General features: G+C 71.4%; 25 protein-coding genes. 22 read left to right on the top strand and 3 right to left on the bottom strand.

Annotated features, from left to right (window positions below; translation table 11 throughout):
- Positions 1–56: 56 nt before the first annotated feature.
- Positions 57–461: a hypothetical protein gene (locus tag EIZ45_RS27505; RefSeq protein ID WP_134666329.1), complete on the top strand. Its 405-nt coding sequence runs from the start codon at positions 57–59 to the stop codon at positions 459–461.
- Here the strand turns inward: EIZ45_RS27505 and EIZ45_RS27500 are convergent.
- Complete coding sequence (locus EIZ45_RS27500; RefSeq protein WP_134666327.1) at positions 424–840, bottom strand: pyridoxamine 5'-phosphate oxidase family protein; 417 nt, start codon at positions 838–840, stop codon at positions 424–426. The genes EIZ45_RS27505 and EIZ45_RS27500 overlap by 38 nt on opposite strands.
- Before the next feature lie 82 nt (positions 841–922).
- Here EIZ45_RS27500 and EIZ45_RS27495 point away from each other — a divergent pair, with 82 nt between their 5' ends.
- From EIZ45_RS27495 to EIZ45_RS27465, 7 genes are all read left to right on the top strand, one after another.
- A complete protein-coding gene (locus EIZ45_RS27495) occupies positions 923–1,867 on the top strand; it encodes an AraC family transcriptional regulator (protein ID WP_134666325.1) in 945 nt (314 codons plus the stop codon).
- A gap of 452 nt (positions 1,868–2,319) precedes the next feature.
- Positions 2,320–3,447, top strand: coding sequence for a prepilin peptidase (locus tag EIZ45_RS27490; protein ID WP_134666323.1), 1,128 nt, complete (start codon positions 2,320–2,322; stop codon positions 3,445–3,447).
- 49 nt (positions 3,448–3,496) lie between these two features.
- On the top strand, positions 3,497–4,684 hold the full coding sequence (gene aroC, locus EIZ45_RS27485) for a chorismate synthase (RefSeq protein WP_037818955.1): 1,188 nt from the start codon (positions 3,497–3,499) through the stop codon (positions 4,682–4,684).
- Positions 4,681–5,205 carry a shikimate kinase gene (locus EIZ45_RS27480; protein ID WP_205670102.1) on the top strand — a complete coding sequence of 175 codons (525 nt, stop codon included), beginning with the start codon at positions 4,681–4,683 and terminating at the stop codon, positions 5,203–5,205. Before aroC ends, EIZ45_RS27480 begins: the two co-directional genes overlap by 4 nt.
- Before the next feature lie 598 nt (positions 5,206–5,803).
- On the top strand, positions 5,804–6,919 hold the full coding sequence (aroB, locus tag EIZ45_RS27475; RefSeq protein ID WP_134666321.1) for a 3-dehydroquinate synthase: 1,116 nt from the start codon (positions 5,804–5,806) through the stop codon (positions 6,917–6,919).
- Positions 6,916–7,347, top strand: coding sequence for a type II 3-dehydroquinate dehydratase (gene aroQ, locus EIZ45_RS27470; protein WP_037818952.1), 432 nt, complete (start codon positions 6,916–6,918; stop codon positions 7,345–7,347). The genes aroB and aroQ overlap by 4 nt, the downstream gene beginning before the upstream one ends.
- A 699-nt stretch (positions 7,348–8,046) precedes the next feature.
- A complete protein-coding gene (locus EIZ45_RS27465; RefSeq protein ID WP_205670110.1) occupies positions 8,047–9,537 on the top strand; it encodes a beta-xylosidase in 1,491 nt (496 codons plus the stop codon).
- Here the strand turns inward: EIZ45_RS27465 and EIZ45_RS27460 are convergent.
- Positions 9,461–10,078, bottom strand: coding sequence for a B-4DMT family transporter (locus tag EIZ45_RS27460; RefSeq protein ID WP_134666317.1), 618 nt, complete (start codon positions 10,076–10,078; stop codon positions 9,461–9,463). The two genes, EIZ45_RS27465 and EIZ45_RS27460, sit on opposite strands and share 77 nt — an antisense overlap.
- 128 nt (positions 10,079–10,206) lie before the next feature.
- Between EIZ45_RS27460 and EIZ45_RS27455 the strand changes: the two genes are divergently transcribed.
- Genes EIZ45_RS27455 through nusB form a run of 3 tightly spaced genes read left to right on the top strand, consistent with a single transcriptional unit; the run spans position 10,207 to position 12,363 of the window.
- Positions 10,207–11,298 (top strand): Xaa-Pro peptidase family protein, encoded by a 1,092-nt coding sequence (locus EIZ45_RS27455; RefSeq protein WP_134666315.1) that lies wholly within the window; start codon positions 10,207–10,209, stop codon positions 11,296–11,298.
- A gap of 43 nt (positions 11,299–11,341) precedes the next feature.
- Positions 11,342–11,905, top strand: coding sequence for an elongation factor P (efp, locus tag EIZ45_RS27450; RefSeq protein ID WP_134666313.1), 564 nt, complete (start codon positions 11,342–11,344; stop codon positions 11,903–11,905).
- Positions 11,905–12,363, top strand: coding sequence for a transcription antitermination factor NusB (gene nusB / locus EIZ45_RS27445; protein WP_037818946.1), 459 nt, complete (start codon positions 11,905–11,907; stop codon positions 12,361–12,363). Before efp ends, nusB begins: the two co-directional genes overlap by 1 nt.
- A gap of 829 nt (positions 12,364–13,192) precedes the next feature.
- On the opposite strand, the gene EIZ45_RS27440 is transcribed toward nusB, so the two are convergent.
- Entirely contained in the window at positions 13,193–13,681 is a 489-nt protein-coding gene (locus EIZ45_RS27440) for a transcriptional regulator (RefSeq protein ID WP_003096372.1), read from the bottom strand.
- 261 nt (positions 13,682–13,942) lie between these two features.
- Here EIZ45_RS27440 and pyrR point away from each other — a divergent pair, with 261 nt between their 5' ends.
- From pyrR to coaBC, 11 genes are all read left to right on the top strand, one after another.
- The gene (pyrR, locus tag EIZ45_RS27435) at positions 13,943–14,539 is read left to right on the top strand and encodes a bifunctional pyr operon transcriptional regulator/uracil phosphoribosyltransferase PyrR (RefSeq protein ID WP_009075803.1); all 597 of its coding nucleotides are present in this window, start codon (positions 13,943–13,945) and stop codon (positions 14,537–14,539) included.
- The gene (locus tag EIZ45_RS27430) at positions 14,536–15,468 is read left to right on the top strand and encodes an aspartate carbamoyltransferase catalytic subunit (RefSeq protein ID WP_134666311.1); all 933 of its coding nucleotides are present in this window, start codon (positions 14,536–14,538) and stop codon (positions 15,466–15,468) included. Before pyrR ends, EIZ45_RS27430 begins: the two co-directional genes overlap by 4 nt.
- Positions 15,465–16,751, top strand: coding sequence for a dihydroorotase (locus tag EIZ45_RS27425; RefSeq protein ID WP_037818940.1), 1,287 nt, complete (start codon positions 15,465–15,467; stop codon positions 16,749–16,751). Before EIZ45_RS27430 ends, EIZ45_RS27425 begins: the two co-directional genes overlap by 4 nt.
- Positions 16,751–17,254 (top strand): transporter, encoded by a 504-nt coding sequence (locus EIZ45_RS27420; protein WP_134666309.1) that lies wholly within the window; start codon positions 16,751–16,753, stop codon positions 17,252–17,254. The genes EIZ45_RS27425 and EIZ45_RS27420 overlap by 1 nt, the downstream gene beginning before the upstream one ends.
- Entirely contained in the window at positions 17,251–18,378 is a 1,128-nt protein-coding gene (gene carA, locus EIZ45_RS27415; protein WP_037818937.1) for a glutamine-hydrolyzing carbamoyl-phosphate synthase small subunit, read from the top strand. The genes EIZ45_RS27420 and carA overlap by 4 nt, the downstream gene beginning before the upstream one ends.
- Entirely contained in the window at positions 18,378–21,695 is a 3,318-nt protein-coding gene (gene carB / locus EIZ45_RS27410) for a carbamoyl-phosphate synthase large subunit (protein ID WP_037818936.1), read from the top strand. The genes carA and carB overlap by 1 nt, the downstream gene beginning before the upstream one ends.
- Complete coding sequence (pyrF, locus tag EIZ45_RS27405) at positions 21,692–22,534, top strand: orotidine-5'-phosphate decarboxylase (RefSeq protein WP_134666306.1); 843 nt, start codon at positions 21,692–21,694, stop codon at positions 22,532–22,534. Before carB ends, pyrF begins: the two co-directional genes overlap by 4 nt.
- 107 nt (positions 22,535–22,641) lie before the next feature.
- Entirely contained in the window at positions 22,642–22,959 is a 318-nt protein-coding gene (mihF, locus tag EIZ45_RS27400; protein WP_003096398.1) for an integration host factor, actinobacterial type, read from the top strand.
- Positions 22,956–23,627: a guanylate kinase gene (gene gmk / locus EIZ45_RS27395; protein WP_037818934.1), complete on the top strand. Its 672-nt coding sequence runs from the start codon at positions 22,956–22,958 to the stop codon at positions 23,625–23,627. Before mihF ends, gmk begins: the two co-directional genes overlap by 4 nt.
- Entirely contained in the window at positions 23,624–23,893 is a 270-nt protein-coding gene (gene rpoZ, locus EIZ45_RS27390; protein WP_020658117.1) for a DNA-directed RNA polymerase subunit omega, read from the top strand. Before gmk ends, rpoZ begins: the two co-directional genes overlap by 4 nt.
- The gene (gene coaBC / locus EIZ45_RS27385; protein ID WP_078870735.1) at positions 23,886–25,118 is read left to right on the top strand and encodes a bifunctional phosphopantothenoylcysteine decarboxylase/phosphopantothenate--cysteine ligase CoaBC; all 1,233 of its coding nucleotides are present in this window, start codon (positions 23,886–23,888) and stop codon (positions 25,116–25,118) included. Before rpoZ ends, coaBC begins: the two co-directional genes overlap by 8 nt.
- Positions 25,119–25,141: the final 23 nt, after the last annotated feature.

Genomic DNA, 25,141 nt, shown 5'->3' with positions numbered 1-25,141 from the left:
TGCGGCCTTCCGTGCGTGTAGTCCGTATCCGGCTTTCCGCACGGAAGGAGACGCCCATGCTGACGACCTGGATGCGCGCACTCGGCGCGGCTGGCCTGGCGGGCTCGGCGGCGATCCACTTCTATCTGTATTGGGGTAGCGGCTACGCGGACATCCCGGTGGTGGGGCCGCTTTTCCTGGTGAACGGCATCGCTGGCGTGGTGATCGCGATCGCGCTGCTCGCCTGGCGGCATTGGCTGCCAGCGTTCTTCACGCTGGGCTTCGGCGGCGTGACACTGCTGGCGTACCTGCTGTCGGTGACGGTCGGCTTCTACGGCGTGCGCGACCAGTTCAACAGCCAGTACGAGTACTGGGGCGTGATCACCGAAGCGGTGTGCGTGGTCTGCGGTCTGGTGCTGCTGGTGCGGGAGGTCCGAGGACGGGTCAGAACGCGTAGCGGTGCACTTTCTCCGGGTGAATGACGATCCGGACCTGCGGCAGCTCTTCGAGGATTTTGAGCCCGGCCGTGCCCTCGTCGGTGCTGAGGTCCCAGTACCGTCCGGCGAGCCTGCGGGCGAGGTCGTGCCCGCCGTCTTCCTCGATCGTGACCCGCCCGGCGACGGACACCCAGCGCTCCGGTTCCCCGACCGGAGCCGCGACGACGATCGACGCGCGCGGATCCTCGCGCAGCTGGCGGATCTTCGCCGAGTCCGGCGCGGTGAACAGCTGGATCGTCCCGTCGTCGGCGGCCTCGAACCACACTGGCCGCGGCTGCGGCGGCCGCGGTCCGGCGGCGACGGTCAGGAAGCCGTGCAGGGGACGGCGGAGGAACTCGAGATCATGGTCGGTCAGCGTGCTCATGGCTGGGATTTAACCGGGCTTTCTCGGACGATCCCATAGGCGATACGCCGGATTGCCTGTCCATTCGTCTAACCTCGGGCAGGTGGATGCCTTCAGCGATTTGATCCGCGGGGTCCGGGCGCACGGCTCGTTGTTCGGCTGCACGGCCCTGTCCGCGCCGTGGTCGCTGCGCTTCGTGGACGGCCCTCCGCTGACCCTGTGCACGCTGTTGAGCGGCGAGGGCTGGATCGTGCCGGAAGACCATCCGCCCGAGCTGCTGCGCGCCCGCGAGACCATCCTCGTCCGCGGCCCGTTCTCCTTCGTGGACCGCCTGGACACCCCCGCCGCCCCCGTCGAATGCGGCGAGTTCTGCGCCACCCCCGACCAGGGCGGCACCCGGCACCACCTGGGCTGGAACGACCCGTACTACGGCGAAACCAACCTGATCGTCGGCGCGTATCCCGGACACAGCCGCAGCCGCATGGCCGCGCTGCTGGACGCACTGCCGGTAGTGGTCCGACCGCCTTCCTCGGACGCGGAAGACCCGGTGCTCGATCACTTGGCCGCCGAACTGGCCGTCGACGCGCCCGGTCAGCAAGTCGTCCTGGACCGGCTCCTGGACTGGATGCTGGTCTGCCTGCTGCGCGACTGGTTCGACCGCCCAGGCGGCACCCCGCCGCCGTGGTGGGCAGCCCAGCGAGACCCGGTGGTGGGCGCCGCGCTACGTCTCCTGCACGCGGACCCGGCAGCCCCGTGGACGGTCGTCACACTGGCCGCCCGCGCCGGAGTTTCGCGGTCCACCCTGGCTAAACGCTTCGCGGACCTGGTAGGGGAGCCGCCGATGACGTACCTGACCCGATGGCGGATGACCCTGGCCGCGGACCTCCTGACGGAACAGCCGTCAATGCCGATCGCGGAGGTGGCCTGCGCGGTGGGCTACTCGGACGCGTTCGGCTTCAGCGCGGCCTTCAAACGCTTGCGGGGCGTCAATCCGTCGGGATACCGGCGGGCTTTCCTGGCTGGGGAGTTGGTTTCTTCCCACGCCTGATTTTCGGCGGGCTGTGGCTTCTGCCCCGGCTGATGCTTTCCCCACTGCCGATCTCGGCGAGGTTTTGGCTTCTTCCGCCCGGCTGATGCGTTTTCCCACGGCTGATCTCGGTGGGGCTGTTGTTTCGTCCGCCCGGCTGATGCTTTGTCCCGCGGCTGGTCTCGGGGCTTTGGCTTTTTCCGCCCGGCTCATGCTTTCCCACGGCTGACCTTGCTGAGGCGTTGGCCTCTTCCCCCGGCTGATGCTTTTGCCCACGGGCTGATCCCGGCGGGGCTGTGGCTTCTCCCCTCCGGCTGATGCTTTTCCCACCGCTTTCCTCGCCGAGGCTCTGGCTTCTTCCCCCAGCTGATTCTGCCTCTGTCGAGTGAACCTTCCGGCGTGTCGCGCACGAGGGGTCCCCTCGCGCAGTGGTTTGTTTGCCCTGGTCCAGGCGGTGGCGACAGGCTGGTCGCATGGTTTTGACAGCAGTGCTCGCAGCCGGGGCGGTGGTCCCCGTGCTGCTGGTGATGACGAAGAAAGCCGGTGCCCCAGTCTCCGCAGTGCTGGGCATCACCACCGCCGTGGCGGCAGTCGCCGTAGCCGCGTCCCGCGCCGACGCGGGCGCACTCCCGGCTTGGTGGCTCCCCGTGGCGTGGCTGGTCTCGGTGCTCGGCGTACCCCTCGCGCTGGCGGACGCCCGGCACCGCCGTCTCCCAGACGTCCTGACCCTGCCCGCTTACCCCGCCATCGCCCTGACCCTCACCCTCGCCGCCCTGAGCGGCGGAGGCTGGCGCTTGGCCGCTGGCGCCCTCCTGGGCTGCCTGCTGTTCGGCGGAACACACCTGATCGTCCACCGACTGTCGGCGGGCGGCCTCGGCCCAGGGGACGTGAAACTGGCCGGGTCCTTCGGCGCTGTCCTAGGCGCAGTCGGCGGAATGGCCCCAGCGGTGGCGGCGGTCCTGGCGGCGCTGGTGAGCGTGGCGGCTTTCGTGCCGATGTGGCTGACGCGCCGGATCCGTCAACTGCGCGGGTCCGCTCGACTGCCCGCGTTCGCTCCGCCGTTGTCCGCCACCCCGACGCCTCCGCCCGTCATTGATCCGACCGTCGTACCATCGCTCCGCTCCGAAGTCGAAGGAGGCCTCCACGAGCCCACGCCGAGCCAACCCGACTCCCCGCCCCTAGCGGCCGACCCTGCCCAGCCGTCTACGCCGACTGCCACTCCGTCCACGCTCACGGACTCCGCTACTGCCACTCCCTCCGCGCCGACCAATGCCGCTCCCGTGCCGCGCGCTCCCGTTGCCGCGCCGTCTGGCTCGGCCTCCACGTCAACCGAGCCCGCTCTCGTGCCGAGGCCCGCCTCGTCCTCACCGCCGACCGGCCTCGCTTCCGCGCCGCCCGCTCCCGCTACTGCGCCGACTGCTCCAGCCCCCACGTCAACCGGCGTCGCCCTCCCGCCGAGGCCCGCCCAATCCGCACCGCCGCCCGACCCCGCCCTCTCCCGAATCCGCGCCGGCCCCCTCCGCGTCCCCTACGGCCCGGGCTTGGTTCTGGCCACCTGGGCGTGCGCGGTCTTCCCAGCCGCTGGAACGGGCATCGCCTGAGGCCAGGGGCTCTGCCAGGCCGCCGGACGCGCCGTGACAGGATTGGCCGGTGCTGCGCTGGATCACCGCTGGAGAATCGCACGGACCCGCCCTCGCCGCTGTGCTCGAAGGGCTGCCTGCCGGGGTGGAGGTGACGACCTCGGACCTCTCCGCGCAGCTCGCGCGGCGCCGGCTCGGGTTCGGCCGCAGCCCCCGGATGGGCTTCGAGACCGACCAGGTCCAGTTCCTCGGCGGGGTCCGGCACGGGGTCACCCAGGGCGGCCCGATCGCCGTCCAGATCGAGAACGCCGAGTGGCCCAAGTGGGAAAAGGTCATGGCGACCGATCCGGTCGACGAGGCCGAGCTCGCCGGGCTCGCCCGCAACGAGCCGCTTACCCGGCCCCGCCCGGGGCACGCCGACCTGCCCGGCATGCAGAAGTACGGCTTCGACGAGGCCCGTCCCGTCCTGGAGCGCGCCAGCGCCCGCGAGACGGCCTCGCGGACCGCGCTCGGCACGGTCGCGCGGAACTTCCTGCGGCAGCTGCTCGGGGCCGAGGTGCTGAGCCACGTCGTCTCCATCGGCGGCGCGGACGCTCCCGACGGCCCGCTCCCGCAGCCGGGCGACCTCGCGGCGATCGACGAGAGCCCGGTGCGCGCGTTCTCGGCCGAGGGGACCGAGGCGATGGTCGCCGAGGTCGACGCGGTGCGGAAGGCGGGCGACACCGTCGGCGGCGTGATCGAGGTGATCGTCTACGGGCTGCCGCCGGGCCTCGGCTCGCACGTGCACTGGGACCGCCGTCTCGACGCGCGGCTCGCTGGCGCGCTCATGGGCGTGCAGGCGATGAAGGGCGTCGAGGTCGGCGACGGCTTCACCACTGCCCGCCGCTGGGGAAGCCAGGCGCACGACGAGATCGACCGCGGCACCGGACCGGTCGGCGTCACGCGCCGGTCGAACCGCGCGGGCGGGCTCGAGGGCGGCATCACCAACGGTGAACCGCTGCGGGTGCGCGTCGCGATGAAGCCGATCTCGACCGTGCCCAAGGCACTGTCCACAGTGGACGTCCGGACTGGCGAGCCCGCCGTGGCGATCCACCAGCGTTCCGACGTGTGCGCGGTGCCGCGCGCGGGCGTGGTGCTGGAGTCGGTCGTCGCGCTGGTCGTCGCGGACGCGGCACTGGAGAAGTTCGGCGGCGACTCGCTGGCCGAGACCCGGCGCAACGCGCAGTCGTACTTGAAGGCGCTCGAGGAGCGCTGGTGAGCCCGCGCGCGGTCGTCATCGGACCGCCGGGCTCGGGCAAGAGCACGGTCGGCCCGCTGCTGGCCGCCGCGCTCGGCGTGTCCTTCCGCGACACAGACGACGACATCGTCGCCCGCGCCGGACGCGCCATCTCGGACATCTTCGCCGACGACGGCGAACCCGCCTTCCGCGCGCTCGAGGAGGAAGCGGTCGCCACCGCCCTCGCCGAACACGACGGAGTCCTCTCCCTCGGCGGCGGCGCCCCGCTCACCCCCGGCACCCGCGCCCGGCTTCAGGACCACACGGTGGTCTTCCTGAACGTCGGGCTCGCCGCGGGCGTGCAGCGCACCGGGATGTCCAGCGCCCGCCCGCTGCTCGCCGGCATCAACCCGCGCGCCACCTTCAAAGCCCTGCTCGACCAGCGGCTGCCGGTGTACCGCGAGGTGGCGACCGTCGAGATCGAGACCGACAAACGCACGCCAGAAGAGGTCGTCGCGGCCGCCGTCGCCGCCCTCGAACCCGATCGGGTCCGCGAACAGTGACCCGCCACCGGCCCGGACCCAGCCAGCGGAGCCAGCCCGGCCCCGCCTGGCTGACCGCGCCGAGCCAACCGCGGCCCGCCGGGTCGCGCGGGACCGGTTGGCCGGATCCGCTGGCACTGCCGGAGATCGGCCAGTGGAGCCAGACCAGCCCCGCCCTGCTGGCTGCGCCGAGCCAAGTGCGGTCCGCCGGGTCGCGCTGGATCGGTTGGCCGAGTCCGCTGGCCGCGCCGAGCCAACCGCGGCCCGCCGAGTCGAGCCGAACCGGCTGGCCGGTTCGATGGCCCTGCCGGAGAATCGGTCAGCGAGGTCCGAGCGCGGCTGCCCGATCGGCCGCGCCGAGCCGCGTTGTCGGAGACCGGCCAGCGGGAGCGCCTTGGCCGGTCAGCCACGCCGAACCGCGTGCGGCGGGCCGAGTCGTGCCGACCGGTTCGCCGGATCTGCTGGGCTCGGCCGTCCCCGGCGCGAACCAACACCCCGGCGCGAACCAGCACCCCACCGCCAGCCACCCCGTCCGTACCAGCCTCGGCCGCACCCAGCCGATGCCGTTGAGTCACCACCCCGCCCAGGACCTCCCGGTCCGGGAGCAGTGAGGAGAACCGTGTCCGCCACCCCGCCCGTCCGGATCCGGGTCGCCACCGCGCAGCCGTACGACGTGCTCGTGGGGCGCGGCCTGCTCGGCGAACTCACCGAGCAGCTCGCCGACGCGTCGAAGGTCGCGCTGATCCACCCGCCGACGCTCACCGCCACCGCCGAGGCCGTTCGCGACGAGCTGGCCGCGGCCGGGCTTGACGCGCACCGCGTCGAGATTCCCGACGCGGAGGACGGCAAGGCCTTCTCGGTCGCCAGTTTCTGCTGGGAGGTGCTCGGCCGGATCGGGCTGGACCGGCGCGGCGTGGTCGTCGCGCTCGGCGGCGGGGCGGTCACCGACCTCGCCGGGTTCGTCGCGGGCACCTGGATGCGCGGCGTCCGGCTGGTGAACGTGCCGACGACGCTGCTCGGCATGGTCGACGCGGCGGTCGGCGGGAAGACCGGGATCAACACCGAAGCGGGCAAGAACCTCGTCGGCGTCTTCCACGAGCCCTCCGCCGTCCTGGTCGACCTCGCGACGCTGGAATCCTTGCCGCGCAACGAACTCGTCGCCGGGATGGCCGAGATCGTCAAGACCGGTTTCATCGCCGACCCGCGCATCCTCGAACTGATCGAGGCCGACCCGGAGCAGGCGCTCGACCCGACCGGCGACGTGCTCGCCGAACTCGTCCGCCGCTCGATCCAGGTGAAGGCCGACGTCGTCGCGGCCGACCTGCGCGAGTCCGACCTGCGCGAAATCCTCAACTACGGCCACACCCTCGGCCACGCCATCGAGCGCCGCGAGCGCTACCGCTGGCGCCACGGCGCGGCGGTCAGCGTCGGCCTGGTGTTCGCGGCGGAACTGGCCCGCCTCGCCGGACGCCTCGACGACGCCACCGCCGACCGCCACGCCTCGGTGCTCAAACTGATCGGCCTGCCCACCGCGTACGACCCGGACGCGCTGTCGCAGCTGCTGGAAACCATGAAGGGCGACAAGAAAACCCGCTCCGGCGTGCTGCGCTTCGTCGTCCTCGACGGGCTGGCCAAACCCGGGAGGCTGGAAGGCCCCGACCCGTCGCTGCTCGCCGCCGCGTACTCGGCGATCGCGGCCGAGCCCTCCGGAAACGGCGGGAGCGTGCTGCTGTGAAGACGTTCGTGTTCAACGGCCCCAACCTGGGCCGCCTCGGCAAACGCGAGCCGGACGTCTACGGCTCCACCACTCATGACGACCTCGCGCAACTGTGCGTCTCGACCGGCCAGGAACTGGGCCTCGATGTCGAGGTGCGCCAGACCGACCACGAGGGCGAGCTGGTCGGCTGGCTGCACGAGGCCGCCGACGCGGGCGCGCCGGTCGTGCTGAACGCGGGCGCGTGGACCCACTACTCGATCGCCGTCCGCGACGCCGCCGCCCAGCTCACCGCGCCGCTGATCGAACTGCACATCAGCAACGTGCACAAGCGCGAGGAATTCCGGCACCACAGCGTGCTTTCCGACATCGCGACCGGGGTGATCGTCGGCCTCGGCGTGGACGGTTACGGGCTCGCGTTGCGCTGGATTGCCGCGCACGCGTCCTGACTTCGCGGCGGGAGCTTCGGGACCGGCGTGATCGCTGGTTTGGGGCGGATGGTCACGGGCTCGCGTTGCGCTGGATTGCCGCGCACGCGTCCTGACCTCGCCTCGGGAGCTTCGGGACCGGCGTGATCGCTGGTTTGGGGCGGATGGTCACGGGCTTGCGTTGCTGGATTGCCGCGCACGCGTCCTGACTTCCCCGCGGAACCGCCGCAACCGGCGGGATCGCTGGTTTTGGGGCGGGTAGCCAAGGGCTCGCATTGAGCTGGATTGCGACACGTCCCGATCTCGCGGCGGGAGCTGTGACGAGGTGGTTTCGGGCGCACGGCGGGCTTTCGTGCATCGCGACCGGCGTGATCGCTGGCGTTGAGGCGGACGGTTGCGGGTTCGCGTTGTGCTGGATTGCCGCGCGCTCGTCCCGACTTCGCTGCGGGGCGGTTCAGGCGGCAGGGCGGGCTTTCAAAGACCCCGCGACGCAACAACCCCCGGACCTAGCGCGGACAGCCATGCCCCGCCCGACGCCAGGCAGCCACCCCCAGGCCAGCGGGCGAAAGACCACCGCGCACCAGCCGAAAAGCAAGCCCCCGGTAAACCCGCCGTCTGACCGGCGGATGCGCGACGTGGTTCACCCATCCGGTGCCGCTGTCGCTACACTCGGCGATCATGCACCCGTTTCGTCGTGGGGGTCGGCGACCCGTGCGTCAGCTGCTCTCGCTGCTGATCGCCGGATCCCTCGTTTCCGGGTGCAGTCAGACGTTGGCGCAGCCGCAGGCCGAGGGCACCGGGCACGGCGGCATCGCGGGCGGGGCGCCGCAAACGCCGAAGGATCCGCCTCGGGCGGCGGACGTCGCGCTCGCCGCGGGGGCCAGCAGGCAGAGCGGCGGCGTCGTGGCGGCCGGGGCCGCGGACGCGTCCTACAACTACGGCCCCACCGTGATGGTCGAGAACGGCCGCACCCGGATCTGGTGGTGCAGCCAGTACAGCAGCGCCCCGCCGCCGGGGGACGACATCCTCTACGCCGAAGGTCCCTCGGCCGACGGACCCTTCACCGGGCCGGGCGGCGGCGCGCCCGCGGCGGTCCTGTCCGGCGCGCCCGGCAACTTCGACGGCATGCACACCTGCGATCCGTCCGTGCTGCGGGTCGGCGGCACCTACTTCATGTACTACACCGGCGCGGCGGGCGACCACGCGCTCGGCAACGCGATCGGCATGGCCACCAGCCCGGACGGCATCCACTGGACCCGTTCGAACGGCGGCAAACCGATTCTCGGCGCGTCCCACGACGTCCACCGCGCCAACGTCTACGGCGCCGGCCAGCCCTCGGTGGTCTTCCTCGACGGCTGGTACTACCTGATGTTCACCGACACCACCGGTCGCGCGGCGGGGTGGAACGGGGCGGGCCAGTTCGTGATCCGGGCGCACGACCCGGCGTTCCGCGAGGGCGTGGAAGCCTTGGGGGAGAAGGGTTTCGAGCCCACCGCGACCACCGCCGCGCCGCGGACCCGTTCGGTGGTCGACGCGTTCAGCGTCGACCTGGAGTGGGTCGGCGCGCTCGACGCCTTCGCCATCGCGCACGAAACCGCGGACGGCACCACGATCACCTTCTGGGACCGCGATTTCACGATGCAGCCGTACAAACCGGTCGTGATCCCGGGCGCGTGGAAGGAAGGCCCCGGTCTCGTCCGCCGTCCGGACGGGCACGCGCCGACGTCGGTCAGCGACCCGTGCGACCTGGTTTCGCTGGACGTCGTGCGCGCCACCGAGATCGGTCCGTCGGGCGCGCCGACCGGGCTGAAGCACTTCGGGCTCGACGTGAAAGGCGCGGGCGGCTGCTCGACCCCGGCGCGCAGCACGGCGACCTTCGACGGCGTCGCGATGCCCTCGCCGGACCGCATGATCGACCTCTACCGCCGCGGCGAGCGGATCCGGATCGACCGGCGTTCAGTCGCCGAGGTGCTCGCCGGGGAACTGGTGAACCGGCCGTTGCCGCAGGTGCCGGAGGTGCCGGTGAAAACCCGCCTGCGTTCGGGGGCGACCGTCGTGCACGCGTACGGCCGCGGCTACGGCATGGTGCTCGACGGGCAGCTTTACGGCCTGCCGGACACGACGATCGTGTCGCTCAACGGTTCCGGGGTGCAGGAGATCGACCCGCAACAGTGGGACGGCGCCGCGCACGGTTTGCCGCTTGGCGGCTGACCGGAGACGGCTTCGGCTTCTCGGCCGGAGGCTTCTCCTCCCGCGAGGTCGGGCTCGGCGGGAGTTCGAGTTCGCCGGAACGGCTGCCGGTGCCGTCTTCGTCCTCGTCGTCGGGCTCCGGCTCGGAGTCGGCATCGGCGTCCTCGGCCGGACGCCGGATCCGGCCGCCGACGAACAATCCCAGCCCGGCGGGCACCAGCACCAGCAGCGCGGAGAACGCCGCCCCGCCGGTGAGCGCGGCCCCCAGTTCGGAAACCCCGGTCTGGTCGACGAAAATCGCCCGCCCGATCACGTACAGGATGCCCGAGCACACGCCCGCGACCAGGGAGGCGATGAACCACGCGCGCCCTCTGTCGCGCAGGCCGCGCCAGCCGTCGATCGCGCTCCACAGCGCCGCCACGCCGACCAGCACGGCGATGGCGAGCGACGTGAACAGCGTCTGGCCGGTCGGGTGGAACACGGACCACTTGGCGAGCAGCGTCATCGCGGCGGCGTGCACGACCGCCATGACCAGCCCGCGCGTCAACCAGGCACCCAGCATGGACGGAGTGTAGGCGCGCCGAAGTTAACCGCCAGTAGGCCGTCCTCCCCGCCGCGCCGGAACCGTGCCGCAACCGCGCTGAAACCGTGCCCGAACAGGGTCCGGAAGCCGCTGGTTAAGCTGGTCGCGTGCCGGAAATCCACGCTCGCCGCCGCGCCGCGCTCGCCGCCCTGCTCCACGAGAACGGGGTCGACGCGCTGCTGGTCACCGATCTGCTCAACATCCGCTACCTGACCGGGTTCACCGGGTCGAACGCCGCGCTGCTGCTGCACGCGGCAGGCGACGCGAAGACCCTGTTCTGCACCGACGGGCGCTACACGACCCAGTCGGAGTCGGAGGTGCCCGACCTGGAGCGCGTGCTCGACCGCGCCAGCGCCCGCGCGCTCGCGGTGCACGCCGCGGAGCAGGGCTACGGCCGGACCGGGTTCGAGAGCCAGCACGTGAGCGTCGAGGAGCACGAGAACCTCAAGGTGCGCTTCGACCGGGTCGAACTGGTCCGCACGCCGGGCCTGGTCGAGCAGTTGCGGGTGGTCAAGGACGAGGTCGAGGTCGCCGCCCTGCGCGCCGCGTGCGCCGCCGCCGACCGCGCGCTCGCCGCCCTGATCGAGGCCGGGGGAGTGCGGCCGGGCCGGACCGAGCTGGAAGTGGCCCGCGACCTGGAGAACCGGATGCTGGAGCACGGTTCGTCCGGGATCTCCTTCGAATCCATCGTCGCCGCCGGGCCGAACTCGGCGATTCCGCACCACCGCCCGACCGGGGCCGAACTGAGCCGCGGCGACTTCGTGAAATTCGACTTCGGCGCCACCGTCGACGGCTACCACTCGGACATGACCCGCATGGTCGTCATCGGCGAACCCGCGGACTGGCAGCGCGAGATCTACGACCTGGTGCACCGCGCGCAGGCGGCGGGCTGCGAGGCGGTCCGGCCCGGCGCTGTGGTGTCCGAAGTGGACGCCGCGGCCCGCTCGGTGATCGCCGACGCGGGGTACGGAGAGCAGTTCGCGCACGGTCTCGGGCACGGCGTCGGGCTGGAAGTGCATGAGGCACCGAGTCTCGCCGCGGCGGGCGTCGGTACACTGTCCGCCGGTATGGCGGTCACCGTCGAGCCCGGCGTGTACCTCGCGGGGCGCGGTGGCGTGCGCATCGAGGACACGCTCGTCGTGCGGGACTCCGGACCCGAACTCCTCACCCTGAGCACCAAGGACCTCGTGGCCGTCTGACGGCCGCGGCCGAAGAGATCGAACACAGGAGACCTGAAGACTCGTGGCCACCACCAACGACCTGAAGAACGGACTCGTCCTCAAGCTGGACGGCCAGCTGTGGAGCGTCACCGCGTTCCAGCACGTCAAGCCGGGCAAGGGCGGTGCGTTCGTGCGCACCACGCTCAAGCACGTGCTGACCGGCAAGGTCGTCGACAAGACCTTCAACGCGGGCACGAAGGTCGAGACGGCCACGGTGGACCGCCGGAACATGACGTACCTGTACAAGGACGGCGCGGACTTCGTCTTCATGGACGGCGACACCTACGACCAGATCACCGTGCCCGCCGAGACCGTCGGCGACAACGCGAACTACATGCTCGAGAACACCGAGGTCCAGGTCGCGGTGCACGAGAGCGAGCCGCTGTACGTCGAGCTGCCGACCTCGGTCGAGCTGGTCGTCCAGCACACCGACCCGGGCCTGCAGGGCGACCGCTCCACCGGCGGCACCAAGCCGGCGACGCTCGAGACCGGCGCGGAGATCCAGGTCCCGCTGTTCCTCACGACCGGCGAGAAGATCAAGGTCGACACCCGCGACGGCCGTTACCTCGGCCGCGTCTCCAGCTGATGGCGGACAAGCTTCCCCCGCACCCGAACCGCGGCGGCGCGATCAGCAGGCGGCAGGCGCGCCGGCGCGCGGTCGAGATGCTGTACGAGGCCGCCCAGCGGTCCGCCGACGCGGTCACGCTGCTGGCCGACCGGGTCGGCGCGGTCGAGGTCGACCCGGTCGCGGACTACACGATCACCGTCGTGGAGGGCGTCACGGCCCACCGCGAGCGGATCGACGAACTTCTCGCGGAGCACTCGCAGGGCTGGACCCTCGAGCGGATGCCGCCGGTGGACTTGGCGGTCCTGCGCGTCGGCGTGTACGAGATGCTGTGGTCGGGCGACGTCCCCGACGCGGTCGCGATCGACGAAGCGGTCGGCCTCGCGAAGGAACTTTCGACGGACGACTCGCCGCGGTTCATCAACGGCGTCCTCGGCCGCATCGGCACGATCGCCGACCGGCTGCGCGCGGTCCTGTAGCCCTCGCGGCTCGGTAGTCGGAGGTAACCCGGCTGGGGGAAAGCGGCCACCTGATTGGCCGCTGCCTGATCGGGTCACCGCCGGACCGCGGCGGCCGGCGCGAGGGGCGTCCGGGAGAAAATTGATCACCGAGCGGAATCAGAACCGGTCGGCGGGCGCCCTTCGCGGCAGCAGAATCCGGGCGGGCGCGCGGCGAGCCGGGGCGGCGGCCTTCCGGATTCGCTGCGGTGAGTGAGCAACCCGCCGGAGCGGTGACGCGGCATGCTGCCGGGGAAACCGCGACGGGGCAACGGTTTCCAGGCCGGGGGAGAGAAACCGCTGCCCGGAGCAGGAATGTCGCGTGCGGGAAAGCAGCGGGACCGGACAGCTGCCGATGCCGGGAGAGCGTGCCCGGGGCGGAAACCGGTCGCGAGCGGGGGAAATGCTCAGCGCGGAATTACCGCACTGCTTGGTCTCGGCGATTCAGGCTCGCGGCGGCGGGCAAGCGATCGGCGCGAAACCGCAAGCCAGGCAAGGGAATCCGCTCGGGCGTCCGAAGCTCGGAGCAGGGAAGCGGCCGCGAGGAAAAGCCCTGGGCGGCGCTACGGTGCGAAGCGGAAATGCGCCGGAATCCGGGTTCGCAACACGGAAAACGTGGGCAATTACGGCGTTCGCCGAAGAGTGGAACACAGCAGGTCAACGGTCGCGGGCACCCCGGATCGCCCGAGGCGAGGCCGGGCAGCGCGGAACCGCGGCGGTCGGAGCCTCACCCGAAGCGCGGCGGGCGTTCCCGGTTCCCCGGGTGCGGGAAGCCCGCCGCGTCGTGCACGGCCGTTGCCGCCATCAGTGCTCAGTCCTCTTTGGACGGGCGGGCTTCCGGCGGGAGGACGCCCCAGTCGATGAGCTGCTCGGTCAGCTCGCCGGGGGTCATGTCGTAGATGATGGCGAGCGAGCGCAGGTCCTCGGTGCGGATGGAGAGCACCTTGCCGTTGTAGTCGCCGCGCTGGCTCTGGATCGTCGCCGCGTACCGGGCGAGCGGGCCGACCTTCTCCGCGGGGAGCTGCTGGAGCCGCTCCAGGTTGATCACGATCTTCGTGGCGGGCTCGGCTCCCGAGGGGACCCGGCCCTCCGGCAGCAGTTCGACCACCGGCACGCCGTAGAAGTCCGCCAGCTCGGCCAGCTTCTGGACGGTGACCGCCCGGTCGCCGCGCTCGTACGAGCCGACCACGACGGCCTTCCAGCGTCCGCCGGACTTCTGCTCGACCCCGTGCAGGGACAGGCCTTGCTGCTGGCGGATCCCGCGGAGCTTGGCCCCGAGCGCCTTGGCGTAATCGCCCATCTGGTGGTTCTCCGTTTCATCGCCCCTGCCCGGCCGGGAGGACCGGAGCCGGGGACTCCTCGAGTCGAATACTCAGAGTAATGGTTACGCATAGTTGTCACCAGGTCAAGCAGAAGGTCGGTCCGCGCAGGTGGCGGCCGTGCGCGTACCACCCGGAAGACTGATTGACCGGTCCTGCTACTGTCGGTGCGGTTTCCGGCAGCAGCCGGTTGCCGACGTCCTTTAAGGACCCGTCCAGAGAGGCGGGGAAGGAGGTCCGCCTTGTCGTCACGTCCGCGTGGCGCGGCGGAGCCGGCGGGAGAGCGCGAGCTGCTTTCTGCCGGCGATGTCGCGCGCACGATCGCGAGGATGGCCCACCAGGTCATCGAGAAGACCGCTCTCGGAGCCGGTCCGCCGGAGCAGTACCCGGTGCTGCTCGGCATCCCCACCCGCGGCACTCCGCTCGCCGCGCGCCTCGCCGGGAAGATCGGCGAGTTCGCCGGGGCCGAGCCGCCGCACGGCGCCCTCGACGTCACCCTCTACCGCGACGATCTCCGCCGCCGTCCGCCGCGCGCGCTCGAGCAGACGCAGCTGCCGCCGGGCGGGATCGACAACCGGGTCGTCATCCTCGTCGACGACGTCCTGTTCTCCGGCCGCACCATCCGCGCCGCCCTCGACGCCCTGCGCGACCACGGCCGCCCGCGTGCCGTCCAGCTCGCCGTGCTCGTCGACCGCGGCCACCGCGAGCTGCCGATCCGCGCCGACTACGTCGGCAAGAACGTGCCCACCGCGCGCGCCGAAGGCGTCTCCGTGCTGCTGTCCGAAACCGACGGCCGGGACGCGGTGCTGCTGCGCGCGCCGGAAGGAGAAACCCGGTGAAGCACCTGCTCGCCACCGACGGGCTCGACGCGGACACCGCGACCGCCGTGCTCGACACCGCCGACGAGCTGAAGCACACGCTGCTCGGCCGCGAGGTCAAGAAGCTGCCGACGCTGCGCGGCCGCACCGTGATCACGCTGTTCTACGAAAACTCGACGCGCACCCGGGTGTCGTTCGAGATCGCCGGGAAGTGGATGAGCGCGGACGTGATCAACGTCTCGGCGTCCAGTTCCTCGGTGAACAAGGGCGAATCGCTGCGGGACACCGCGCTCACGCTGGCCGCCGCGGGCGCCGACTGCGTGATCATCCGGCACCCCGCCTCGGGGGCCGCGCACCGGCTGTCGGGCTGGCTCGCCGGTCCGGGCACCGCGGTGGTCAACGCGGGCGACGGCATGCACGAGCACCCCACCCAGGCGCTGCTGGACGCGGCGACGCTGCGCGAACGTCTCGGTTCCCTGAAGGACCGGCGGATCGCGATCGTCGGAGATGTCCTGCACAGCCGGGTCGCGCGCTCGAACATCCACCTGCTCAGCACCCTCGGCGCGGAGGTGGTGCTCGTCGCGCCGCCGACGCTGCTGCCGGTCGGCGTCGAAAAGCTGCCGGTCACCGTGTCGCACGACCTCGACGCCGAGCTGCCCTCGGTCGACGCGGTGATGATGCTGCGCGTCCAAGCGGAACGCATGCACGGCGGGTTCTTCCCCTCCGCGCGCGAGTATTCGATCTCCTACGGGCTCTCCGAGCGGCGCCAGGCGCTGCTGCCGGACCACGCCGTCGTGCTGCACCCCGGCCCGATGCTGCGCGGCATGGAGATCGCCTCCGCGGTCGCGGATTCCCCCTCCTCAGCCATTACCGAACAGGTCCGCAACGGCGTCCACGTGCGCATGGCGGTCCTCTACCACCTGCTGGCCAGTGAAGGAGCTGCCGCGTGAGCATCGTGATCAAGGGTGCCCGCCCGTACGGCGAGGGCGAGCCGGTGGACGTCCTGGTCGAGGACGGTGTGATCGCCGCGATCGGCGAGGTGGACGTTCCCGAGGGCGCCGAGGTGCTCGACGCCGAGGGCCAGATCCTGCTGCCCGGGTTCGTCGACCTGCACACGCACCTGCGCGAGCCGGGCCGCGAAGACACCGAGACCATCGACAGCGGATCCGCCGCGGCCGCGCTCGGCGGCTACACCGCCGTGTTCGCCATGGCCAACACCGATCCGGTCGCCGACAACGCGCTCGTCACCGACCACGTGTGGCGGCGCGGGCAGGAGGTCGGCCTGGTCGACGTCCACCCGGTCGGCGCGGTCACCGTCGGGCTCAAGGGCGAGAAGCTCGCCGAACTGGGCACGATGGCCAAGGGCACCGCGGCCGTGCGGGTCTTCTCCGACGACGGCGTGTGCGTCGCGGACCCGCTGCTGATGCGCCGTGCGCTGGAGTACTCGACCGCGCTCGACGCGGTGATCGCCCAGCACGCCGAAGAACCGCGGCTCACCGTCGGCGCGCAGGCGCACGAGGGCGAGCAGGCGTCGCGGCTGGGCTACGCGGGCTGGCCGGCGTCGGCGGAGGAATCGATCGTCGCGCGCGACTGCCTGCTGGCGCTGCACGCGAACGCACGGCTGCACGTCTGCCACGTCTCCACCGCGGGCACGGTCGACGTCCTGCGCTGGGCGAAGGAACGCGGCACGAAGGTGTCGGCCGAGGTCACGCCGCACCACCTGCTGCTGACCGACGACCGGCTGGAGACCTACGACCCGGTCAACAAGGTCAACCCGCCGCTGCGCACCGGCGGCGACGCGGAGAAGCTGCGCGCCGCGCTGGCCGAGGGCGTCGTGGACTGCGTCGCCACCGACCACGCGCCGCACGCGGTGCAGGACAAGGACACCGAGTGGGCCGCGGCCCGGCCCGGCATGCTCGGCCTGCAGACCGCGCTGTCGGTGGTCGTCGAGACGATGGTCAAGACCGGCCTGCTCGACTGGCGCGGCGTCGCCCGGGTGATGAGCGAGCGGCCCGCGGAGATCGGGAACCTGTCCGGGCACGGCCGTCCGATCGAAGCGGGCGAACCGGCGAACCTGACGCTGGTCGACCCGGACGCCGAATGGACCGTGCGCGGGGCCGAACTGGCCAGCATCGCGGCCAACACCCCGTACGAGGGAATGCGGTTGCCCGGCGTGGTGACGGCGACCCTGCTGCGCGGGCGGATCACCGCGCGCGAGGGGAAGATCTGCTGATGGAGCGGCTGCTGCTGACGCTGGGGATCGTCGCGTTCTTCCTGCTGTGCCTGTGGGGCATGTGGATGGGCTGGCGGCGCAAGGCGCGTTCGCAGAGCGCGCGGATCGCCCCGTTCCCGGAAATCCCGGCCGACCCCGGCGAATTCCAGCTCGAATCGACGGGCGTGTACGTGGGCACCACGACCGCGGGCAACTGGCAGGACCGCATCGTCACGCGCGGCGCGGGCCCGCGGTCCGGCGCGGTCTGGCGGCTGCACCCGGACGGGGTGGCCGTGGAACGCGGCGGGCTCCCGGACTTCTGGATCCCGCGCGCCTCGATCACCGGGATCCGCCGCGACTCCCGGCTCGCCGGGAAGGTCACCGGCACCGACGTGCTGCTGGTGATCACCTGGCAGCTCGGCGACGTCGCGCTGGACACCGGGTTCCGCGGCGACGATCTCGACGACTATCCATTGTGGATCAACGAACTTTCCGATCACGACATCAAGGGAGGTGCCCAGTGAGCACCGGCACTCGCGGCCCCGCCGCCCTGGTTCTCGAAGACGGCCGGGTGTTCCGCGGCGCGGCATACGGCGCGCGCGGGCGGACCCTGGGCGAGGCGGTGTTCTGCACCGGCATGACGGGCTACCAGGAAACGCTGACCGATCCGTCCTACCACCGGCAGATCGTGGTGCAGACCGCGCCGCAGATCGGCAACACCGGCTGGAACGACGAGGACGACGAATCGGCCCGGATCTGGGTTTCCGGTTACGTGGTGCGGGATCCCGCGCGCACGCCGTCGAACTGGCGCTCGAAGCGGTCGCTGGACGAGGAACTGGTGCGCCAGGGCGTGGTCGGGATTTCCGAAGTGGACACCCGCACCCTGACGCGGCATCTGCGCGAGCAGGGCGCGATGCGCGCGGGCGTGTTCTCGGGCGACGCGCTGGGCAGCGACGAGCAGATGGTCGCGGAGGTGCTGGCGAGCCCGCAGATGAAGGGCGCGGACCTCGCGGGCGAGGTCTCCACGGACCAGCCGTACGTCGTTGCGGCGCAAGGGGAGAAGCGGTTCCGGGTCGCGGCACTGGACTTGGGGATCAAGTCGAACACGCCGCGGCTGATGACGCAGCGGGGCATCGAGGTGCACGTGCTGCCCTCGAGCACGAGCGCGGAGGAACTGCTGGCGCTGGAGCCGGACGGGGTGTTCCTGTCCAACGGCCCGGGCGACCCGGCGACGACCGCGCACGCGACGGCGTTGACGAAAACCGTTCTGGAGCAGCGGATTCCGCTGTTCGGGATCTGCTTCGGCAACCAGATCCTGGGCCGCGCCTTGGGATTGGGCACCTACAAGATGCGCTACGGGCACCGGGGGATCAACATCCCGGTGATCGACGTGGCGACCGGGCGGGTCGCGATCACCGCGCAGAACCACGGTTTCGCCCTCGAAGGCGAACCGGGCCAGCGGTTCGATTCCCCTTACGGGGCCGCGCAGATCAGCCACTACTGCCCGAACGACGACACGGTCGAGGGCGTGCGCGCGTTCGACGTGCCCGCGTTTTCCGTGCAGTACCACCCCGAAGCGGCCGCGGGCCCGCACGACGCCGCGCCCCTGTTCGATGAATTCGTTGAGTTGATGGAGAAGAAGGCCTGATGCCGAAGAGGACGGACATCCAGCACGTGCTGGTGATCGGCTCCGGGCCGATCGTGATCGGGCAGGCGGCCGAGTTCGACTACTCGGGCACGCAGGCCTGCCGGGTGCTGCGGGCCGAGGGCCTGCGGGTGTCGCTGGTGAACTCGAACCCGGCGACGATCATGACGGACCCGGAGTTCGCGGACGCGACCTACATCGAGCCGGTGACGCCGGACTTCGTGGAGAAGGTCATCGCGGCGGAGCGCCCGGACGCGCTGCTGGCGACGCTGGGCGGGCAGACCGCGCTGAACTGCGCGGTCGCCCTGCACGAGCGCGGCGTGCTGGAGAAGTACGGCGTGGAGCTGATCGGCGCGGACATCGACGCGATCCAGCGGGGCGAGGACCGGCAGAAGTTCAAGGACATCGTGCGCACGGTCGGCGCGGACGTGCCGCGCAGCCGGGTGTGCCACGACATGGACGAGGTTCGTTCCACGGTCGAGGAACTCGGGCTGCCGGTGGTCATCCGGCCGTCGTTCACGATGGGCGGCCTCGGCTCGGGCATGGCGCACACGCCCGAAGACCTGGAGCGGCTGGCGTCGACCGGGCTCACGGAGTCCCCGGTGACCGAGGTGCTGATCGAGGAGAGCGTGCTCGGCTGGAAGGAGTACGAGCTCGAGCTGATGCGCGACAAGCACGACAACGTGGTGGTCGTGTGCTCGATCGAGAACGTGGACGCGATGGGCGTGCACACCGGCGACTCGGTCACCGTCGCGCCGACGATGACGCTGACCGACCGCGAGTACCAGGTGATGCGGGACGTCGGGATCGCGGTGCTGCGCGAGGTCGGCGTGGACACCGGCGGCTGCAACATCCAGTTCGCGTTCAACCCGGACGACGGCCGGATGGTCGTGATCGAGATGAACCCGCGCGTGTCGCGTTCGTCCGCGCTGGCGTCGAAGGCGACGGGTTTCCCGATCGCGAAGATCGCGGCGAAGCTGGCGATCGGCTACACCCTCGACGAGATCCGCAACGACATCACCGGCGAGACCCCGGCGTCGTTCGAGCCCGCGCTGGACTACGTGGTGGTGAAGGTCCCGCGGTTCGCGTTCGAGAAGTTCCCCGGCGCGGACCCGACGCTGACCACGACCATGAAGTCGGTCGGCGAGGCGATGTCGTTCGGCCGCAGCTTCCCCGAAGCCCTCGGGAAGGCGATGCGGTCGATCGAGACGAAGGCGACCGGGTTCTGGACCCAGCCCGACCCCGAGGGCGCGACGGTGGAGTCCACGCTGGACTCGCTGCGCACCCCGCACGAAGGCCGTCTCTACGAGGTGGAGCTGGCGCTTCGCCTCGGCGCGACCGTCGAGCAGGTGCACGAGGCGTCGGGGATCGACCCGTGGTTCATCGACCAGATCGCCCTCATCGGCGAGGTCGGCGCTGAGGTCCGCGACGCACCGGTGCTGGACGGCGACCTGCTGCGGCGGGCGAAGCGCACCGGCCTGTCCGACCGCCAGATCGCCGCGCTGCGGCCGGAGCTGGCGGGCGAGGACGGCGTGCGGGCGCTGCGGCACCGGCTGGGGGTGCGGCCGGTGTTCAAGACGGTCGACACCTGCGCGGCGGAGTTCGCGGCGAAGACCCCGTACCACTACTCGGCCTACGAGACCGACCCCGCCGCCACCTCCGAGGTCGCGGTGCAGTCGGACAAGCCGAAGGTGCTGATCCTCGGCTCCGGGCCGAACCGGATCGGGCAGGGCATCGAGTTCGACTACTCCTGCGTGCACGCGGCGATCGCGTTGCGCGAGGCCGGGTTCGAGGCCGTGATGGTCAACTGCAACCCCGAAACCGTGTCCACCGACTACGACACCAGCGACCGGCTGTACTTCGAGCCGCTGTCGTTCGAGGACGTGCTGGAGGTCGTGCACGCCGAGCAGCAGTCCGGCACGGTCGCCGGCGTGATCGTGCAGCTGGGCGGGCAGACCCCGCTCGGGCTCGCGCAGCGCCTCGCCGACGCCGGGGTGCCGGTGGTCGGGACGCCGCCGGAGGCGATCGACCTGGCCGAGGACCGCGGCGCGTTCGGCGAGGTCCTCACCGCCGCCGGGCTGCCCGCGCCGAAGTACGGGACGGCGACCTCGTTCGAGGGCGCGAAGCGGATCGCCGACGAGATCGGCTACCCGGTCCTGGTCCGCCCGTCCTACGTGCTGGGCGGGCGCGGCATGGAGATCGTCTACGACGAGGAGTCCCTGGCCGGCTACATCCGCCGGGCGACCGAGGTCACCCCGGAGCACCCGGTGCTGGTCGACCGGTTCCTCGACGACGCGATCGAGATCGACGTCGACGCGCTGTTCGACGGCGAGGACCTCTACCTCGGCGGCGTCATGGAGCACATCGAGGAAGCCGGGATCCACTCCGGCGACTCCTCCTGCGCCCTGCCGCCGATCACCCTCGGCGCGCAGGACCTCGACGCGGTCCGCCGCTCCACCGAGGCCATCGCGCGCGGCGTCGGCGTCCGCGGCCTGCTCAACGTGCAGTACGCGCTCAAGGACGACGTGCTCTACGTCCTGGAAGCGAACCCGCGCGCCTCGCGCACCGTCCCGTTCGTCTCCAAGGCCACCGCCGTCCCGCTGGCGAAGGCCGCGGCGCTGGTGATGACCGGCTCGACGATCAAGGACCTGCGCGCCTCCGGAGTCCTGCCCGCCGAGGGCGACGGCGGCCGGATGCCCGCCGATTCCCCGGTCGCGGTCAAGGAAGCCGTGCTGCCCTTCCACCGGTTCCGCACGCCGGAAGGACACGGCGTCGACTCCCTGCTCGGCCCGGAAATGAAATCCACCGGCGAAGTCATGGGCGTCGACACCTCCTTCGGGAAAGCATTCGCGAAATCGCAAAGCGGCGCCTACGGATCGCTGCCCACCTCGGGCCGGGTATTCGTCTCCGTCGCCAACCGCGACAAGCGTTCGCTGGTCTTCCCGGTGAAGCGGCTCGCTGATCTCGGCTTCGAGATCCTCGCCACCTCCGGCACCGCGGAAGTGTTGCGGCGCAACGGGGTTGCCTGTTCGGTGGTGCGCAAGCACTCCGAGCCGGACCCGGGCACCGGCGAGCCGAACATCGTCGACGTGATCCTCGCCGGCGACGTCAACATGGTGATCAACACGCCGTACGGAAACAGCGGACCGCGCGTGGACGGTTACGAAATCCGGACTGCCGCGGTGTCGCGCGACATTCCGTGCGTCACCACGGTGCAGGGCGCCGCGGCGGCCGTGCACGGCATCGAAGCGCTTATCCGCGGCGACATCGGCGTGCGCAGCCTGCAGGACCTCCAGGCGGCGCTGAAGGCGACGTCGTGACCGCGCGATTCGGGGCGCGGCTCGCCGAAGCGGTGGCCGCGCGCGGGTCGCTGTGCGCCGGGATCGACCCGCATCCGGGCCTGATCGAGGCGTGGGGCCTGCCGCTCGACGCGAGCGGGCTCGAACGCTTCGCGCTCAGCGCCGCGGAGGTGCTGGGCGAGGTGGCGGCGATCGTGAAGCCGCAGTCGGCGTTCTTCGAGGCGTTCGGGCCCGCCGGAGTGGCCGTGCTCGAACGCGTCGTGGACGTCGCTCACGACGCCGGAGCGCTCGTCCTGCTGGACGTGAAGCGCGGTGACATCGGCTCGACCATGGCGGCCTACACGGCGGCGTACGTGGCCGAAAAGGCGGCTTTCACCGCCGACGCGGCCACGGTGTCGCCGTACCTCGGCTTCGGCGCGCTCGACGCGGCTGTCGCGTCGGCGCGCGAAGCGGGCAACGGGCTCTTCGTGCTCGCGCGCACGTCCAACCCGGAAGCGGACGCGTTGCAGCGCGCGCGGCTCGAAGACGGCCGTACGGTCGCTCAGAGCGTCGTAGACGCTGCGGCGGACCACAACGCAGGTGCTGAGCCGTACGGCGACGTCGGCGTGGTCGTAGGGGCCACTGTGGCTCCTGGGGAAGTCGACCTGAGCCGGCTCAACGGACCGGTGCTCGCGCCCGGTTTCGGGGCGCAGGGGGCAACCGAGGCGGATTTGCGGGCAGTCTTCGGGGAGGGCCTCCCTGGCCTGCTCCCGGCGTCTTCGCGCGACCTGCTGCGGCACGGCCCGGACACGGCGGCGTTACGCCGTGCGGCCCAAGAGGTGAACGGCCGGTTGGCGGGACTGCGCGGAAAAGGCCAATAGCAGGCCCCGGAATCGCGCTCCACCAGCCACCCCCGCATTGTGGCCCCTGCTCAGGGGTGGGTACCGTCGCGTCACCCACCCAGATGTGAGAACTACCGGAGGAAAACGTGGCACTTCCCCAGCTGACAGAGGAACAGCGTGCTGCGGCGCTGGAGAAGGCCGCCGCCGCCCGCCGCATCCGTGCTGAGCTGAAGGAGCGGCTGAAGCGGGGCGGTACCACTCTGGTCGACGTGCTGAAGCAGGCCGAGGAGAACGAAGTCCTCGGCAAGATGAAGGTTTCGGCCTTGCTCGAGGCGCTCCCCGGCGTCGGCAAGGTCCGTGCCCAGCAGACGATGGAACGACTGGAGATCGCCCCCAGCCGCAGGCTCCGCGGGCTCGGCGACCGGCAGCGCAAGGCGCTGCTGGCCGAGTTCAGCGGCGAGTGAGCGGCGTCGGTCAGGACTACCCGGTGACCCGGGGCGCCGACCGCGGCAGTGAGCCGGTGGCGGGGGACATCTCCCGCCCCCGGCTCACGGTCGTCTCCGGCCCTTCCGGCGTCGGGAAGTCGAGTGTGGTGGGACAGCTGCGCCGGCTCGAGCCGAACCTGTACTTCAGCGTTTCGGTGACGACGCGGGCGCCGCGGCCGGGCGAGGTCGACGGAAACCATTACCACTTCGTGGATTCCGCCGAATTCGACCGGATGGTGGCCGGGAACCGGCTGCTGGAATGGGCCGAGTTCGCGGGCAACCGGTACGGGACGCCGCGCGAGCCGGTCGAGAAGGCGCTGGCGGACGGCCGTCCGGCGGTGCTGGAGATCGAACTGCAGGGCGCGCGCCAGGTCCGGGCCGCGATGCCGGAGGCGCGGCTGGTCATGCTGATGCCGCCGTCCTGGGAGGAACTGGTCGGCAGGCTCACCGGCCGGGGCACCGAGACCGAGGCCGCGGTGGCCGCCCGGCTGGCCGAGGCGGAACGCGAACTGGCCGCGGCCGGGGAGTTCGACGAACGGGTCGTGAACGCCGACGTCGAGGTCGCCGCGCGGCGGTTGCTAGACTTGATTACCGGCGGTGGCGATTCTGCCGCCGATCGATGTGACGATACGGAGCACCACGAGTGACTGTGCAACAGGCGACGCTGGAAGAGCTCGAAGGCATCACCAACCCGCCGATCGACGACCTGCTCGAGAAGGTCTCCTCGAAGTACGCGCTGGTGATCTACTCGGCCAAGCGGGCCCGGCAGATCAACGACTACTACGCGCAGCTGGGCGAGGGCCTGCTGGAGTACGTGGGCCCGCTGGTCGAGCCCGGCCCCCGCGAGAAGCCGCTGTCGATCGCGCTGCGCGAGATCCACGGCGGGCTGCTCGAGCACACCGAGGGTGAATGACGCCAAGCCCAGGGTCGTCCTGGGCGTGGGCGGCGGCATCGCCGCCTACAAGGCGTGCGAGGTCCTGCGGGGCCTCACCGAATCCGGGCACGACGTCCGCGTCGTGCCCACCGAGGCCGCGCTGAACTTCGTCGGCGCGGCGACCTTCGAGGCACTGTCCGGGAACCCGGTGCACACCGGGGTTTTCACCGAGGTGCCCGAGGTGCAGCACGTGCGGGTCGGCAAAGAGGCCGACCTCGTGCTGGTCGTCCCGGCGACCGCGAACCTGCTGGCCAAGGCCGCGCACGGGCTCGCCGACGACCTCCTCACCAACACCTTGCTCACCGCCCGGTGCCCGGTCGCCTTCTTCCCGGCGATGCACACCGAGATGTGGGAGCACCCGGCCACCCGCGACAACGTGGCGCTGCTGCGCTCGCGCGGCATGGTCGTCACCGAACCCGCGGCGGGCCGGTTGACGGGCGTCGACACCGGCAAGGGACGGCTCGCCGACCCGGCCGAGATCGTCGACCTGGCCCGGCTGCTGCTCGCCGAGCCGCGCGCGCTGCCGCGGGACCTCGAAGGCCTCCGCGTGGTGATCTCCGCGGGCGGCACCCGCGAGCCGCTGGACCCGGTCCGCTTCCTGGGCAACCGCTCGTCCGGCAAACAGGGCTTCGCACTCGCCCGGGTCGCCGCGCAGCGCGGCGCCGAGGTGACGCTGGTCGCCGGGCACACCGACGAACTGCCGTCCCCGGCGGGCGCGACGCTGCAGCGCGTGTCCACCGCGGAGGAAATGCGCAAAGCGGTGCACGCCGCCGCGGCGGACGCGGATGTGGTCGTGATGGCCGCCGCGGTCGCGGATTTCCGGCCCGCGACGCTGGCCGACCACAAGATCAAGAAGTCCGACGACAGCCCGGACCCGGTCATCACGCTCGACCGCAACGCCGACATCCTCGCCGAATTGGTGCGAGAACGGCGTTCCGGGCAGATCGTGGTGGGCTTCGCCGCGGAAACCGGCGACGAGAACGGCAGTGTGCTCGACCACGCCCGCGCCAAGCTCCGCCGCAAGGGCGCGGATCTGCTCGTGGTCAACGCGGTCGGCGACGGCAAAGCCTTCGGCACCGAGGACAATTCGGGCTGGCTGCTCGCCGCGGACGGCACCGAGCAGGTCATCTCGCAAGGCGCTAAAGCCCGGCTGGCGGCCACATTGTGGGATGCCGTAACAGCGTTGATCGAACGTCGACTCTAGCTACAGGCCCGCTGGGTAGGGTG

This window comes from Amycolatopsis sp. CFH S0740 (genome assembly GCF_004522315.1).
Taxonomy (GTDB): domain Bacteria; phylum Actinomycetota; class Actinomycetes; order Mycobacteriales; family Pseudonocardiaceae; genus Amycolatopsis; species Amycolatopsis nivea.
Note: the sequence above shows the minus strand (reverse complement) of the source record. Positions and strands in the feature narration are given on the sequence as shown.

What these genes read in the sequence shown, in the direction of transcription:
- EIZ45_RS27500 (WP_134666327.1), bottom strand. Translation starts at nt 840, where the DNA reads ATGAGCACGCTGACCGACCATGATCTCGAGTTCCTCCGCCGTCCCCTG.
- carB (WP_037818936.1), top strand. Translation starts at nt 18,378, where the DNA reads ATGCCGAAGAGGACGGACATCCAGCACGTGCTGGTGATCGGCTCCGGG.
- EIZ45_RS27420 (WP_134666309.1), top strand. Translation starts at nt 16,751, where the DNA reads ATGGAGCGGCTGCTGCTGACGCTGGGGATCGTCGCGTTCTTCCTGCTG.
- EIZ45_RS27460 (WP_134666317.1), bottom strand. Translation starts at nt 10,078, where the DNA reads ATGCTGGGTGCCTGGTTGACGCGCGGGCTGGTCATGGCGGTCGTGCAC.
- EIZ45_RS27490 (WP_134666323.1), top strand. Translation starts at nt 2,320, where the DNA reads ATGGTTTTGACAGCAGTGCTCGCAGCCGGGGCGGTGGTCCCCGTGCTG.
- EIZ45_RS27440 (WP_003096372.1), bottom strand. Translation starts at nt 13,681, where the DNA reads ATGGGCGATTACGCCAAGGCGCTCGGGGCCAAGCTCCGCGGGATCCGC.
- EIZ45_RS27505 (WP_134666329.1), top strand. Translation starts at nt 57, where the DNA reads ATGCTGACGACCTGGATGCGCGCACTCGGCGCGGCTGGCCTGGCGGGC.
- nusB (WP_037818946.1), top strand. Translation starts at nt 11,905, where the DNA reads ATGGCGGACAAGCTTCCCCCGCACCCGAACCGCGGCGGCGCGATCAGC.